Consider the following 16,494-nt stretch of genomic DNA (forward strand, 5'->3'; position numbering starts at 1 on the left):
AGTGATTTAATTGAGCGTTTTCTTTCTGGAAATTTCGTGAAAAATAGGCGTTTTTATTGTAACAAAAAAAACATAAAAAGGTGTTAGACAAATATACAAAACATCTATATAATGTATAAAGATTGTGTAATCATTATCAAATTGAAAAAACGATCAACTATTAATAATTTATATAGATGAAAAATAAGGAGCGGATATTCAATGACAAAGCAAAATATTGTCGTTGTGGGTGCTGGTTATGCGGGTGTTTCAGCTACAAAACACTTAGCGAAGAAACTGAAAAAAGAAGACGTAACAATCACATTGATTGATCGTCATTCGTACCACACGATGATGACAGAACTTCACGAAGTTGCAGGCGGACGTGTGGAACCAGAGGCGATCCAGTACGATTTACAACGATTATTTGCAAGACAAAAAAATGTAGACCTAGTGACTGATACAGTAATTGGCATCGACAAAGAGAAAAAAATCGTCAAAACCAAATTAGGCGCTTATCCATTCGATCAATTGATTTTAGGTATGGGTGGTGAACCAAATGATTTTGGTACACCAGGTGTTAAAGAAAATGGCTTTACTCTTTGGTCATTTGAAGATTCCGTTAAGATCCGTAAGCACATTGAGAAAACAGTCGAAAAAGCAGCATTAGAACCAGACGAAAATTTGCGTAAGGCAATGTTAACGTTTGTTGTATGTGGTTCTGGGTTTACGGGAATCGAAATGATTGGTGAGTTAGTGGATTGGAAAGATCGTTTAGCCAAAGACTACAAACTAGATGCAAATGAGATTACACTAATGGTTGTTGAAGCAATGCCAACGATTTTGAATATGTTGGATCGTAATGATGCAGCCAAAGCAGAACGTTATTTAAATAAAAAGAATGTTGAGCTATTGTTGAATGCGCCAATCGTTGAAGTCGCTCCTGACCATATCAAATTAAAAGACGGTCGTGAAGTGCCTACGCATACCTTGATTTGGACAGCAGGTGTTAAAGGAACAACAGATGCGGCTGATTTCGGATTAGAGACTGCACGTGGCCAACGTTTAGTAGCAAACGAATATATGCAAGCAAAAGGCTATGAAGAACAAAATATTTACATCATTGGTGATTTAGTGTATTACGAAGAATTCCCTAATACACCAACACCACAGATTGTTCAAGCCGCAGAACAAACAGGCCATACAGCTGCAGCGAATATCGTGGCTTCGATTAAAGGTGGCGAGAAACATAAATTTAAAGGAAACTACCAAGGATTTATGGTTTCTGTTGGTGCAAAATGGGGTGTAGCGAACCTTTTTGACAAAATCCATTTAAGTGGCTTTTTAGCAATTATCATGAAGCATATCGTCAACCTGAAATATTTCTTTGATATCCGTTCAGGTTATTATATGTTCCAATATATGATGCACGAATTCTTTCATATCAAAGATGATCGCAATGTGACTCGTGGACATTCTTCCCGTTACGGTAATGTTTTATGGAGTGTCCCATTACGAATCTTCTACGGTCTCGTTTGGTTAGTCGAAGCTTCTAAAAAAATGATCGGTAATGGTGAAGTATTAAAACCAAGCACTTGGTTTGGTGAAGGTTCATGGTTTACTGGGAACAGTGTGTTCCCTTGGACTTGGGAATACAATGTAGCAGATGTAGCAAGTGGTGCTTCAGCAGCAGGTGATGCAACAACAGCTGCGAGCGGTGCAGGTGCAACAACTGGAGAAGCAGCAACACAAGCGGCACATTTTGGCTTGAGCTACGCATATGGTGAAGAACCAATGGCAGTGATCGATAAATCACCAGACTGGTTCAACAGCATGATGCAAGTCATCATGCCAAATAACGATGTAGCGATGTTCTTCCAAAAATTCATGGTCTTCTTTGAAATCGCGTTAGCGTTGGCATTGATTGCCGGTTTATTCACTTGGTTATGCAGTGCGACAACGATTGTTTTAGTCATCACTTTCTGTATTTCTGGAATGTTCTACTGGGTAAACATCTGGTTCATCTTTGTGGCTTTCGCATTGATGAATGGTTCAGGTCGTGCGATCGGTTTGGATCGTTGGGTGATTCCTTGGTTACAGAAAACACTCGGTAATTGGTGGTACGGGAAACCAAAAGCACGTTACGGTGAATAGAGAAAGTTAACCATTCAAATAATCAAAAAGATTTTAGCAACTAAAATCATGTCATGAGAAGAAATAAGGAGGAGCTTGGGGTGTGCAAACATTCCAAGCTCGTCTTTTTCTTAAATAGGTTCGTATAAAAATGATGAATCGATCAAATCCTTGAATTAGCTGTGTTGTGCCTCTCATTCACAACTTTCGTTATTCATGGTAAAATTGGAGCAATCAAACGAGGAGAAAAAGGGAGTGAGTACTTGAAAGAATTTATTCAAAAAAGTTTATTAAAACCTTGGGATATCATCATTATTCTTTTGTTAGTCATGCTCTCCTTCTTGCCGGTTCTCATCTTTAGTTATCAACAAGTGGATGTAACACCAAATAAAGAAGCGGTGCTACGAGTCGATGGAACAGAAATCAAAACGTTTCCGTTGGTAACTGAAACCAAAGCTTATACCTATTTATACGAAGATGATCATGGCGACAAAAACGTGATCGAGATCGATGGGGAACGAATTCGGATCAAAGAAGCAGACTGCGACGACCAGATTTGCGTTCGCCGAGGATGGGCAACGAATAATGGTGAAACAATCGTTTGTTTGCCTCACAAATTAGTGATCGAAGTGCGATCAACAGACGGGAGTGGGGAAGACAGTCTGATTTATTAGACGGTTCACGTCATGAGTAAATTACAAAAAATGATCTATATATCTTTATTAGTTGCCCAAGGTGTGATCATCGGTTTATTGGAAAATATGATTCCTTATCCTTTCGCTTTTGCGCCAGGTGCAAAACTAGGATTGGCTAATTTGATTACGATTGTGGCAATTTTTACAATGAAAAAACGAGATAGCTTCTTATTACTTTGGTTGCGTTTATTTTTGACCACGTTATTAGGCGGCACGATTTCGACGTTTCTTTATAGTATGAGTGGGGCGTTGTTGAGTTATGTAGGGATGTTGATAGTCAAACAATTGGGCCCTAAAAGGGTTAGCATTATTGGTATCAGCGCGACAGGTGGATTTATGCATAATGTCGGTCAGTTATTGACCGCGTCATTTATCGCTCAATCATGGACAGTCATGCTCTACTTACCGATTTTATCATTTCTAGGTATTCTATCAGGATTGGCCATAGGGATAGCTGCTAATTATCTGCTGAAACATGTGAGAACACTTCAGCGTTTCCAAGCAGACTATGATCGACAGACCAATAGTCAATGGCAATCGGTATTTCTGAAAAAATAAGCGTTATGCAAGGAGTTTTTTTATGAAGTTACATCAAATGTGGGTGGACTATCCAACGATCCAAGTGGAATTGAATCAAACACTAAAAAAAATGGAAAGTGTTGTTCGGCTGAAAAACAAACCAGTAGAAGAAGCGATAAAAGAAACGATTCATGCAGGTGGAAAGTTACTGCGTCCGGCGTATCAATTATTATTTGCTCAATTTGGCCCGGAGCAAGATCGCGATAAAGCCATTTCGTTGGCAGCATCTATTGAGATGCTACACATTGCTACGTTGATCCATGATGATATCGTTGATGAAGCTGACTTACGCAGAGGAAAGCCTAACTTACGTAGCCGTTTTGGCAATAGTGTCGCTGTTTATGCGGGGGATTATTTATTTGTTTGTTGTTTCAAACTATTGTCCGAATATACCTCCTCCTTAAAGAGTATGCAATTAAATGCTCGAAGTATGGAAAAAGTATTGAACGGCGAGCTCGGGCAAATGGATGATAGATACAATGCCCAGTTGACGGTTGAAGAATACTTACAGAATATTTCTGGTAAAACCGCTGAACTGTTTCAACTGAGTTGTTTTGTAGGTGCATACGAAAGTGGCACAAGCGAACGTTTTGCAAAAAAAGCTGGGGATATCGGGTTAGCGATCGGCATGGCGTTTCAAATCATTGATGACATTTTAGATTATACAAAACAAAGTGATGAAATCGGCAAACCTGTATTAGAAGACGTTCGTCAAGGTGTGTACTCATTGCCGTTGATTTACGCCTTGCAAACGAATAAACGAGCGGAGTTACTCGGATATTTATCAAAAGGAAAACAGATGTCACAAACTGAAGCTGAGAAAGTTCAACAATTGGTAGTTGAAGCAAAAGGGGTTGTTAATGCTCAGAAACTGGCGAGAACCTATACAAAACAAGCATTAAAAGAAATCAAAAAACTACCAGATACGTCAACGAGAACCAAAGAAACATTGTTCGCATTGACGTCTTTGATTTTAAAACGAGCAGATTGACTACAGAAAATGAGTGTTATTAGTGTTACTTTCTAGGTAACGCTCATTTTTTTCTTTGGAAAGAAAAATCGGTTTTTCGCTGTCTAGGAGAAAGAGGTATGCTAAATAATAGGTATTGTGTAATTGCTTTTTTCAATTTAGCATTAAAACACGTATCAAACGTTTGTTGCTCTTCTTCGTGACTCATGGATTGGTCATCGGGAAGAGCAGGTACGTTACTTTATTTTATGGACCTAAGTACATAAGATGATGAAGGAAAAATAAGGGAGGGGTGCTAAAGGAAAAACTTAGAAGAAATATTACATAGTATAGAGTAAACTATGGACTAAACAAGTAGTTAAAACATTCATATTTTGTTTATTCTTATCAATCAGCTTTTTTACATTTTGGGGGAAACGTTACTGGATGATAGGAATAAATAAAGAAAAACAGAAAGATCCTTCCATTTGGAAAGAATCTTTCTGTTTTTCTTTATTTGACTAAACTCGGTTGAGGCTGCACACGTTCAGATCTTGTTTTTTGATGGTCTGGCTGTTTGGTTAGCTGAGCTTTTTGTTTTAAGTGAGCCCCTTGCACTTTTTCGCTAAGTGAGGGTTTCAAAATTCCTTTTTCCGGCTTCTTATACTCCTCTATTTTTCTTTCCAATTCCTTTTTTTGACGATGTAAGTTTCGTATCTTACTCATCCGAAAAAAATTAACAATCAATCCAGTTATACTGTTTTCATTTTTTTTATAAGGTGCCAATTTTGCATATACTTTCTCTAATTCTTTTTCAGCTGTCTTGTGATGTTCACTTTTTATTGGTTTTGTAGGTTTTTTATCACTAAATCTTGTTTTGGTTACTTTATCAGTTGTAGAATCGATAATGATATCTCCATAATGTTTGTCGTATTTTTCCTTCGCCACTTGTAACTTTGCTTGTGTCTCTTGTAGTTTTTTTTGAGCTTGGATTTCTTTTGGCGTTAATGGGCAGGGTAAATCACCATGTGGAGAATTAGCAAATCTCTCTTCTATCTTTTTTACCATATCAGGCGCAGATTTTTCAAGTTTATCATAAAAATAGTCTGCACGTATTCGCTGATCACCCATTTTTCTAGTCCATTCAGCATAGATTTCTTTTACATCAGGAGTACTTATCAGAGCGTCTCTTTTTTTAGCAAAGCCTTCTCTTTGAAGTTCTGCCTGGATAATTTGGTTTACCAACTTTTTTTCATTTTCTGTAAGTGCTCTTGGTTGTTTTTGAGTATGGTTTTTTAAGGGCTTCACTTTTTGCTGAGTTTCTGTTTTTTGATCAGCTGTTTTTTGGACTACTGATTGTTGCTGGGTAGAATGCCCCACAGCTTCCCGTTGGCTACTATTCGCTTTCTGTTGGTCTTGTACGCTGATCACATGTTTCATTCCGCGGTAACTATAGATTTGTGTTTGGCCCTTGGCTATTTTCTGATTTGCCTTGCGGAGTTTACTTTCTGCTTGGATATATGCATTTTCATCGCCGTGTTTGTTCCTATTCTTATCCATAATAGCCTTAAATTTCTTTACCTCAGCCTCTAACCTATTTTTTTCAGTAGTTAATTTTCCAATCTTAGCATTAATTTCTTGAATGGACATATAGACAAATTCTGGTTTGATAGTTTCTGTCTGTTTCGTGAATTCTCCAATAATTTTCAATTTTTTAGCAATTTTAGTTGAATCTTTTTCAGATATATTCGCATTTTTTAATTGTAATTTGAATGCTTGTTCTTTGATCATTAAATGTAACTTTAAACGAGAAGCGCTTTCTGGATCAAGTGTGGATAGATCTAACTTTTCTGTGGAGATTGCATTGTTTAAAAAAAGGATGATGTCTTTATTACTTTTCAATTCATTTAATTCAGGCATTTTTTTCTCCTTATTTATTTTATTGTATATTATGAAAATAGCATTTTTTACTTTGTGATTTACGCCGATATTTTCTATCTCAGGAAATTTATTGGTCTAGGTAATTTGAGTTGAACGTGTCATGTTTTATCTAGTGTATGTAAGGTACTTCATTGTCAGTAATTAGTATTGAAAGGGTTTGAAGATTATTAGTTTTTTTAGAGACGAAACAAACTTTTTTATTTTTGAAAAAAAGGGTCTAACAAAGGAAAAATTTCATGCTATATTTTGAATTAAAGAAAAAGATGAGTAAAGGAGAGTCTTTGTGAGAAAACAATATACAACAGAACTAACGAAACTAACAGTGATTGAGATTGTGACTAGATTAAGTGAAAAGAAGGAAAATTTTTCATTTCGTGATATTGAAGAAGAATATCAACAACCATTAACTCCAGCTGATAAATTTTTGATCCGTTGTTTGATCGTAAAAAATTTCAATTTAAAAATCGAGTATTTTACTTCTTCAAAAGCCCATCAATTACAATTCTGTCAAATTTGAAAGTAAAAATGAGAATGTCTTTAACTTGAGATTACTTGTATTTGACCTAAAAATAAAAAATGTTGTAATTCAATACAAAAGAATTCATTTATTTTCTTATGCGTTATGATACAAACAGAACGACAGCAAAACAAAAAAGGGGGCGTTAAATGGAAGAGGGGTATGGTTAGGAAGAAGTTGAGAAATCGATCGTTGGTCTTCAATAGATAAGCTTATGAATGACTTAGAAGTAGTAAATAGAGGAAACAACACACATAGAACGCCACTGGATTGCCGAAAACTATTTCGGGGAAAAATAGTTGCTCGGTCTCACCTACTTGACGACGTGCATCACAGATTGCGACAGCGCCTTTAGATAAAAGTGTAGGTAAATGGTATCAGGTGTCCATTAGTATTGCCAGGCAGTAGTTTGATTGTTCTACTGCTACTGACAATAGCACATAGTACTATCCTAATTTAAAAAGGATATCGAACATAGAACTAAAACATAGAACAAACATAGAAATTAGATGTAGACACAAAAGTAAAATAAAACACATAATGTAGTACCTCAAACATAGAATCAAGCACATAGTAGAAAAATAGAGTACATCGTAAAGAAGCTTGCATGTTTTCTCGTGACATCAAGCTTATGAAAATAAAGCGAGCATGACAAACCCACCATTGATAAAAAAGAGGCTAGGAAACGAACTAGCCTCTTTTTGCTGATGGTAGCCCATCGATTTCTGTTAAACTGACTTCCCCAGAGAGTAGTTGGAAGCGCTGGTTTGGCGTATCTACGATCAGTTCTCCTTTTGGACCGATTGCCTGGGCAATTCCTTGATAAGATTTTCCTTGTCGGGTAAAGCTGACAGACTTACCTAGGACAAATGACCGTTCTGTGTAAAGATCAAAATAGGTGTGCGAAGGGTCGGCTAAATACCTAAAGAAATGTTTCCAAATCGCGCAGATCAATTGATTTCTAGTAATCGATGCTTCACCATCAGGAAACAAGGAGGTCGCTTTTTGCTGGATCTCATCAGGAAATTGCGTTTGAGGGATCGAAAAATTCAAGCCCACACCAATAATCACCGAACGAAATTCACCACTTTCCATATCGCTTACCGCTTCAGATAAAATTCCACAAATCTTTTTCCCTTCAAGGTAGATATCGTTGACCCATTTGATCATTGCATGTTTTCCTGTCGTTTCTTGAATCGCTTTGACACATGCACTGGCAGCAATCAACGTATATTGTGGTAATTCCTCAAAATGCTTTTGTGGATGCAATAATAGGCTCATGTAGATTCCTTGACCTGGTTGAGCGAAAAAGGAACGTCCAAAACGTCCATGGGCTTGTTCTTGTGTATCCGCGATAAATAAACTAGGTTTCGTAGTATCCATATGAGATGCCGATTTAGCATCTTTCATAGTGGATTCAGATTGTGATAATACCTTCACTTGAACATCAAAAGAGGACAATGCTTGGGAAATCTCTACAGGATCTAATACATCGGAGGGGAGATAACGATACCCTTTCGCTTGATGGTCAAAGCGAAAACCTTCTTTTTCTAATTCTTTGATGGCTTTCCAAATACTAGTTCGGGAGACATTCAGTTGTTGGGCGATTTTTTCACCGGATAGAAATGTTTGAGTATTTTTTAAAAGGTGTAGTACCTTGGCTTTTGTCGTCATCGATCTATCTCCTTTCTACTATCTTATATATTAACAGATTTGCGATCGAATGAGGACAGCGCGTCATACTTTTTGTTTGAGTCTCTATAAAGACGAAAAGATTTTGTGAGGAAGAGTCATACAATTAGGAATGGACGAAATTGGAACAAAAAAGAAAGATTAAGAAACAATTACGAAAATTTACAGGAAACGCCAGGAAGTATTGACTTTTACGTTTAAACAGTGTATTATATGAAGTTGCAAAAACTATCTGATGAAGCGAAGGCAGAAACGAAATATTGTCCGTTTCGGCTTTAATATAAGGAAACAAAAGTAGAAGCTCACGTAGGCAAGTACTCAAGAGAACGTTCTATTTTTGGTTTTTTTTTGCCTAAAAGCCGCAAAAAATGTCTGTTGTTACCTAAATATAATATTTTTAATATTATTGTAACAATTGATCGGGTAGTCTTTTTGAATGACATTTTAGAGGGGTGAAGAGCTTGGCTGGACACGTAGTAAAATACGGAAAACATCGCGAACGTAGAAGTTTCGCACGAATCAGTGAAGTGTTGGAATTACCAAATTTGATCGAAATTCAAACAGACTCGTACCAATGGTTCTTGGATGAAGGACTAAGAGAAATGTTTGAAGATATTTTGCCAATCGATGACTTCAATGGCAATCTTTCTTTGGAATTTGTAGATTATGAGTTGAAAGAACCAAAGTACACAGTAGCAGAAGCACGCGCACATGACGCAAATTACTCTGCACCATTACATGTGACTTTACGTTTAACAAACCGTGAAACAGGCGAAATCAAAGCCCAAGAAGTATTCTTCGGTGATTTCCCATTGATGACAGAGCAAGGTACATTCATCATCAATGGTGCGGAACGTGTTATCGTTTCTCAATTAGTCCGTTCACCAGGTGTTTACTTCCATGGGAAAGTAGACAAAAACGGTAAAGAAGGATTCGGTTCCACTGTGATCCCTAACCGTGGTGCATGGTTAGAAATGGAAACTGATGCAAAAGACATCTCTTATGTACGTATCGACCGCACACGTAAGATTCCATTGACTGTATTAGTTCGTGCATTAGGTTTCGGTTCAGATGACACGATTTTTGAAATCTTTGGGGATAGTGAAACATTGCGTAACACGATCGAAAAAGATTTACACAAAAACGCAAGTGATTCTAGAACAGAAGAAGGATTAAAAGACATCTACGAGCGTCTTCGCCCAGGCGAACCAAAAACAGCAGATAGTTCACGTAACTTGCTGAATGCCCGCTTCTTTGATCCAAAACGTTACGACTTAGCAAATGTTGGTCGTTACAAAGTAAACAAAAAATTAGACTTGAAAACACGTCTATTGAACTTAACGTTAGCTGAAACGTTGGTTGATCCTGAAACAGGCGAGATCATTGTTGAAAAAGGAACAGCTTTGACCCATCAAGTGATGGAAACATTAGCACCGTTCATCGACAATGGTTTGAACTCTGTGACTTACTACCCAACAGAAGATGGCGTAGTCACTGATCCAATGACTGTCCAAGTGATCAAAGTCTTTTCACCAAAAGACCCAGAACGTGAAGTCAACGTGATCGGTAACGGCTACCCAGACACAACAGTGAAAACTGTTCGTCCAGCGGATATCGTTGCTTCAATGAGCTATTTCTTGAACTTGATGGAAGGCATCGGCAACGTGGACGATATCGACCACTTAGGAAATCGACGTATTCGTTCTGTCGGAGAACTTTTACAAAATCAATTCCGTATCGGATTAGCACGTATGGAACGTGTTGTACGTGAAAGAATGTCAATCCAAGATACAGAAACATTGACACCACAACAATTGATCAATATCCGTCCAGTTGTCGCAAGTATTAAAGAATTCTTTGGATCTTCACAATTGTCTCAGTTCATGGACCAAACCAATCCATTGGGCGAATTGACACACAAACGTCGTCTTTCTGCCTTAGGACCTGGTGGTTTGACTCGTGACCGTGCCGGCTATGAAGTACGAGACGTTCACTACTCCCACTATGGCCGTATGTGTCCGATTGAAACGCCTGAGGGACCAAATATCGGGTTGATCAATAGTTTATCTAGTTACGCGAAAGTAAACAAATTTGGTTTTATCGAAACGCCGTATCGTCGTGTTGATCGTGAAACTGGACGTGTGACAGAACAAATCGATTATTTAACAGCAGACATCGAGGACCATTATATCGTTGCCCAAGCAAATAGTAAGTTGAATGATGACGGTACATTTGCTGAAGAAATCGTCATGGCTCGTGCCCAAAGTGAAAACTTAGAAGTATCGATCGATAAAGTCGATTATATGGACGTTTCACCGAAACAAGTAGTTGCGGTAGCGACAGCATGTATTCCTTTCTTGGAAAACGATGACTCCAACCGCGCCTTGATGGGTGCCAACATGCAGCGTCAAGCAGTGCCATTGATCAATCCACAAGCGCCTTGGGTTGGTACTGGGATGGAATATAAATCAGCTCATGACTCAGGAGCTGCGTTATTATGTAAACACGATGGTGTAGTTGAATTTGTCGATGCTTCTGAGATCCGCGTTCGTCGCGACAATGGCGCATTAGACAAATACTCAGTGACAAAATTCCGTCGTTCAAACTCTGGAACAAGTTACAACCAACGCCCAATCGTTCATTTAGGTGAGAAAGTCGAAAAAGGGGATACCTTGGCAGACGGCCCATCAATGGAACAAGGTGAAATGGCTCTAGGACAAAACGTCTTAGTCGGTTTCATGACTTGGGAAGGATACAACTACGAAGATGCGATCATCATGAGCCGTCGTCTAGTAAAAGATGATGTTTACACATCGATCCATATCGAAGAATATGAATCAGAAGCTCGTGATACAAAATTAGGACCTGAAGAAATCACTCGCGAAATCCCGAACGTCGGTGAAGACGCATTGAAAGACTTAGACGAAATGGGGATCATCCGTATTGGGGCGGAAGTCCAAGACGGTGACTTATTAGTCGGTAAAGTAACACCAAAAGGGGTAACTGAACTTTCAGCAGAAGAACGCTTATTGCATGCGATCTTCGGTGAAAAAGCACGTGAAGTACGTGATACTTCTCTACGTGTACCACATGGTGGAGGTGGGATCGTTCACGATGTGAAGATCTTTACTCGTGAAGCTGGCGATGAATTATCACCAGGTGTCAACATGTTAGTTCGTGTGTATATCGTTCAAAAACGTAAAATCCACGAAGGGGATAAAATGGCCGGACGTCACGGTAATAAAGGGGTTGTTTCCCGTATTATGCCGGAAGAAGATATGCCATTCTTACCTGATGGAACACCGATCGATATCATGTTGAACCCATTAGGGGTACCATCACGGATGAACATCGGACAAGTATTGGAATTGCATTTAGGGATGGCTGCACGTCAATTAGGCATCCACGTTGCAACACCAGTATTTGATGGTGCAAGTGATGAAGACGTATGGGAAACAGTTCGTGAAGCAGGTATGGCTAGCGATGCGAAAACTGTTCTTTATGACGGACGTACAGGTGAACCATTTGACGGACGTGTATCTGTTGGTGTGATGTACATGATCAAACTAGCTCACATGGTTGACGACAAGTTGCATGCACGTTCAATTGGACCTTACTCACTCGTTACGCAACAACCATTAGGTGGTAAAGCGCAATTTGGTGGACAACGTTTTGGGGAAATGGAAGTTTGGGCACTGGAAGCATACGGTGCGGCTTATACCTTGCAAGAAATCTTGACATACAAATCAGATGACGTAGTCGGACGTGTGAAAACATATGAAGCAATCGTCAAAGGTGAACCAATTCCAAAACCAGGTGTACCTGAATCCTTCCGCGTATTAGTCAAAGAACTACAATCACTAGGATTAGACATGCGTGTTCTAGATATCCAAGACAGCGAAATCGAACTTCGTGACATGGATGACGAAGACGATGATTTGATCACAGTGGATGCTTTGACAAAATTCGCTGAACAACAAACAGCAAAAGAACTAGAAAAACAAGCTGCTGAACAAGTCGAAGATGAAAGACAAGACATCATCCAAAACTTTGAAACCGCAGAAGATAATTTAGACTAATCCGGTCTGAGATACTGTGAGGCGGTCGAAGATCAGCCGCCTTGCGGTTTTGCCATTAAATGAAATGGAGGGAACCCCTTTTGATCGATGTAAATAAATTCGAAAGTATGCAAATAGGTTTGGCTTCTCCCGAAAAAATCAGAAGCTGGTCTTACGGTGAAGTAAAAAAACCTGAGACGATTAACTATCGTACCTTAAAACCTGAGCGCGAAGGGTTGTTCTGTGAGCGGATTTTTGGTCCTACAAAAGACTGGGAATGTGCCTGCGGAAAATACAAACGTATCCGTTATAAAGGAATCGTTTGTGATCGCTGTGGCGTGGAAGTGACTCGTTCAAAAGTTCGTCGTGAACGCATGGGTCATATCGAATTAGCAGCACCTGTTTCACATATCTGGTATTTTAAAGGTATTCCTTCTCGTATGGGTCTTGTATTAGACATGAGCCCACGCGCATTAGAAGAAATCATTTACTTTGCCTCATATGTTGTTATTGAACCAGGAAACACAAGCTTAGAGAAAAAACAATTGTTGACTGAACGCGAATACCGCGAAAAACGTGAACAATATGGCCAGGAATTCCAAGCAGCAATGGGTGCAGAAGCGATCAAACAATTACTTGATAACGTTGATTTGGATGCTGAAGCAGCTGAGTTGAAAGAAGAATTGAAATCTGCACAAGGACAAAAACGTACACGTGCGATCCGCCGTTTGGACATTTTAGAAGCATTCCGTGCTTCTGGCAATGAACCAAGCTGGATGGTCATGGACGTTATCCCTGTCATCCCGCCAGATCTACGACCAATGGTCCAATTAGAAGGTGGACGTTTTGCAACAAGTGACTTGAACGATCTATATCGTCGTGTAATCAACCGTAACAATCGTTTGAAACGTTTGTTAGACTTGAATGCACCAGGAATCATCGTTCAAAATGAAAAACGGATGTTACAAGAAGCGGTAGATGCGTTGATCGATAACGGTCGTCGTGGCCGTCCTGTCACAGGACCAGGTAACCGCCCATTGAAATCTCTTTCTCATATGTTGAAAGGGAAACAAGGTCGTTTCCGTCAAAACTTACTTGGTAAACGTGTCGACTACTCTGGTCGTTCAGTTATCGTCGTAGGTCCTTTCTTGAAAATGTACCAATGTGGATTACCAAAAGAAATGGCGATCGAATTGTTCAAACCATTCGTGATGCGCGAATTAGTTCAACGTGAACTTGCTTCAAACATCAAAAATGCGAAACGCAAAATCGAACGTCAAGAAGATGAAGTTTGGGATGTCTTAGAAGACGTCATCAAAGAACATCCAGTTCTATTGAACAGGGCACCTACGCTTCACAGATTAGGTATCCAAGCATTTGAACCAGTTCTTGTCCAAGGGCGTGCGATCCGTTTGCATCCATTGGTATGTGAAGCATACAATGCCGATTTCGATGGAGACCAAATGGCCGTTCACGTACCGTTGAACGAAGAAGCACAAGCAGAAGCACGTATGCTGATGCTAGCTGCTCAAAACATCTTGAATCCAAAAGATGGTAAACCAGTTGTTACACCTTCTCAGGATATGGTTTTAGGAAATTACTACCTAACAATGGAAGAAGAAGGTCGTGAAGGCGAAGGAATGGTCTTTAGAGACCAAAACGAAGCAGTCATCGCATGGCGTAATGGCTACGTTCATTTACATTCACGTATTGGGGTGAACCCAACGACATTAGGGGACAAACCATTTACAGAATGGCAAAAAGAACGTACGATGATCACGACTGTTGGTAAGATCATCTTCAACGAGATCATGCCACCAGAATTCCCTTACTTGAATGAACCAACTGACTTCAACTTGACTGTCCAAACACCGGACAAATACTTTGTTGAAGCTGGAACAGATATTCCTGCTCACATCAAAGAACAAGAACTAGTTTTACCATTCAAGAAGAAAAACTTAGGAAACATCATCGCCGAAGTCTTCAAACGTTTCAAAGTAACTGAAACATCTAAGATGCTTGACCGTATGAAAGACTTAGGATACAAACATTCAACACATGCAGGTATCACTGTAGGGATCGCCGACATCAGTGTCTTGAATGAAAAACAAGTGATCATTGACGAAGCACATAAACAAGTAGAGTCGATCACGAAGCAATTCCGTCGTGGATTGATCACTGACGACGAGCGTTATGAACGAGTAATCGCTGTTTGGAACGCTGCGAAAGACAGCATCCAACAAAAACTGATGGAAGGTTTGGAAGCGAAAAACCCAATCTTCATGATGTCAGACTCTGGTGCCCGTGGTAACATCTCCAACTTTACTCAGCTTGCTGGTATGCGTGGATTGATGGCCGCACCGAATGGACGTATCATGGAATTGCCGATCATTTCGAACTTCCGCGAAGGACTTTCTGTCTTGGAAATGTTTATCTCAACTCACGGGGCTCGTAAAGGAATGACTGATACAGCCTTGAAGACAGCCGATTCTGGTTACTTGACACGTCGTTTAGTTGACGTTGCCCAAGATGTCATCATTCGTGAAGAAGATTGTGGCACTGACCGCGGTCTTGAGATCCAAGCAATCCGTGAAGGAAATGAAATCATCGAATCTCTTGAAGATCGTTTGATTGGACGTTACACACGTAAAGAAGTTCGTCATCCTGAAACCAACGAAATGATCATTGCCGGAAATCAATTGATCTCTGAAGATGTCGCAAAACAAATCGTTGATGCAGGTGTTGAAACTGTAACGATCCGTTCTGTCTTCACATGTAACACAAAACATGGTGTCTGCAAACATTGTTACGGACGTAACTTGGCAACTGGTTCTGACGTTGAAGTCGGAGAAGCAGTTGGTACGATCGCCGCTCAATCAATCGGTGAACCAGGTACTCAGTTAACCATGCGTACGTTCCATACGGGTGGGGTTGCCGGAGATGATATCACTCAAGGTCTTCCTCGTGTCCAAGAAATCTTTGAAGCACGTAATCCGAAAGGGCAAGCAGTGATCACTGAAGTAACAGGGGATGTCATCGATATCTCTGAAGATCCTGCTACACGTACCAAAGAAGTAACGATCAAAGGGAAAACAGATACACGTACGTATACAGTGCCTTACACTGCACGTATGAAAGTGGCTGAAGGCGATATGATCCATCGTGGTGCACCATTGACAGAAGGATCAATCGATCCAAAACAATTGTTGCAAGTACGTGACGTTCTATCTGTTGAAAACTATCTCTTACGTGAAGTACAACGCGTTTACCGTATGCAAGGGGTAGAAATCGGCGACAAACATATCGAAGTAATGGTTCGCCAAATGCTTCGTAAAGTGCGCGTCATGGACCCAGGTGATACAGAAATCTTGCCAGGTACACTGTTAGATATCGCAGACTTCAAAGACCAAAACTACAATACGTTAGTTGCTGGTGGCGTTCCTGCGACATCTCGTCCAGTCTTGCTAGGTATCACAAAAGCATCATTAGAAACAAACAGCTTCTTATCAGCTGCATCCTTCCAAGAAACAACTCGTGTCTTGACTGATGCTGCAATCCGAGGCAAAAAAGATCCACTTCTTGGTTTGAAAGAGAATGTTATCATCGGTAAGATCATTCCAGCTGGTACTGGTATGCCACGTTACCGCAACATGGAACCAAAAGAAGTTGGCGTTGCAAGTGAAAACGTGTATAGCATTTCTGACATCGAAGCACAAATGGCTGCCGAAGATGCAATGAATGAACAAACACGATAAACCATGAGTTCACAAAAAGAAGGTCAAGTTCCTGTTTCAGGGACTTGACCTTCTTTTTGTGGATAAACTAGAATCAAGGAAGTAGAAGGTAACTGTGGATAAAAGAAACGGCAATAGATATCCACAGGGGATAATTATTATGTATACCAAAACTTATCCACAAGTCCTCAAATAATAAAAGCAAAACAATAAAAAT

9 protein-coding genes are annotated in these 16,494 nt (G+C 39.7%); 7 read left to right on the forward strand and 2 right to left on the reverse strand.

The genetic code is table 11. From position 1 onward, the window contains the following. Nucleotides 1–201 precede the first annotated feature (201 nt). The 4 genes from P3R27_RS11715 to P3R27_RS11730 all read left to right on the forward strand — a co-directional run bounded on the left by P3R27_RS11715 (nucleotide 202) and on the right by P3R27_RS11730 (nucleotide 4,377). Nucleotides 202–2,133 carry an NAD(P)/FAD-dependent oxidoreductase gene (locus P3R27_RS11715; RefSeq protein ID WP_034689508.1) on the forward strand — a complete coding sequence of 644 codons (1,932 nt, stop codon included), beginning with the start codon at nucleotides 202–204 and terminating at the stop codon, nucleotides 2,131–2,133. Nucleotides 2,134–2,375: 242 nt separating this feature from the next. Continuing rightward, nucleotides 2,376–2,786: a NusG domain II-containing protein gene (locus P3R27_RS11720; protein WP_034689507.1), complete on the forward strand. Its 411-nt coding sequence runs from the start codon at nucleotides 2,376–2,378 to the stop codon at nucleotides 2,784–2,786. A gap of 12 nt (nucleotides 2,787–2,798) precedes the next feature. After that, a complete protein-coding gene (locus P3R27_RS11725) occupies nucleotides 2,799–3,365 on the forward strand; it encodes a Gx transporter family protein (RefSeq protein WP_010733918.1) in 567 nt (188 codons plus the stop codon). Nucleotides 3,366–3,387: 22 nt separating this feature from the next. Next, entirely contained in the window at nucleotides 3,388–4,377 is a 990-nt protein-coding gene (locus P3R27_RS11730) for a polyprenyl synthetase family protein (RefSeq protein WP_034689506.1), read from the forward strand. Between the two features lie 471 nt (nucleotides 4,378–4,848). On the opposite strand, the gene P3R27_RS11735 is transcribed toward P3R27_RS11730, so the two are convergent. Beyond that, on the reverse strand, nucleotides 4,849–6,255 hold the full coding sequence (locus tag P3R27_RS11735; RefSeq protein WP_126134412.1) for a hypothetical protein: 1,407 nt from the start codon (nucleotides 6,253–6,255) through the stop codon (nucleotides 4,849–4,851). Between the two features lie 304 nt (nucleotides 6,256–6,559). Here P3R27_RS11735 and P3R27_RS11740 point away from each other — a divergent pair, with 304 nt between their 5' ends. Further along, the gene (locus P3R27_RS11740) at nucleotides 6,560–6,793 is read left to right on the forward strand and encodes a hypothetical protein (protein WP_034689502.1); all 234 of its coding nucleotides are present in this window, start codon (nucleotides 6,560–6,562) and stop codon (nucleotides 6,791–6,793) included. A gap of 690 nt (nucleotides 6,794–7,483) precedes the next feature. Here P3R27_RS11740 and P3R27_RS11745 read toward each other — a convergent pair. Beyond that, a complete protein-coding gene (locus tag P3R27_RS11745; protein WP_126134411.1) occupies nucleotides 7,484–8,467 on the reverse strand; it encodes a biotin--[acetyl-CoA-carboxylase] ligase in 984 nt (327 codons plus the stop codon). 479 nt (nucleotides 8,468–8,946) lie between these two features. On the opposite strand from P3R27_RS11745, the gene rpoB reads away from it, so the two are divergent. Both rpoB and rpoC read left to right on the forward strand, forming a co-directional pair. Next, nucleotides 8,947–12,564 carry a DNA-directed RNA polymerase subunit beta gene (rpoB, locus tag P3R27_RS11750; RefSeq protein ID WP_010733925.1) on the forward strand — a complete coding sequence of 1,206 codons (3,618 nt, stop codon included), beginning with the start codon at nucleotides 8,947–8,949 and terminating at the stop codon, nucleotides 12,562–12,564. 80 nt (nucleotides 12,565–12,644) lie between these two features. Further along, nucleotides 12,645–16,298, forward strand: coding sequence for a DNA-directed RNA polymerase subunit beta' (gene rpoC / locus P3R27_RS11755; RefSeq protein ID WP_126134410.1), 3,654 nt, complete (start codon nucleotides 12,645–12,647; stop codon nucleotides 16,296–16,298). Nucleotides 16,299–16,494 lie beyond the last annotated feature (196 nt).

Origin of the sequence: Enterococcus spodopteracolus (assembly GCF_030441955.1) — a bacterium.
GTDB lineage: Bacteria > Bacillota > Bacilli > Lactobacillales > Enterococcaceae > Enterococcus_B > Enterococcus_B spodopteracolus.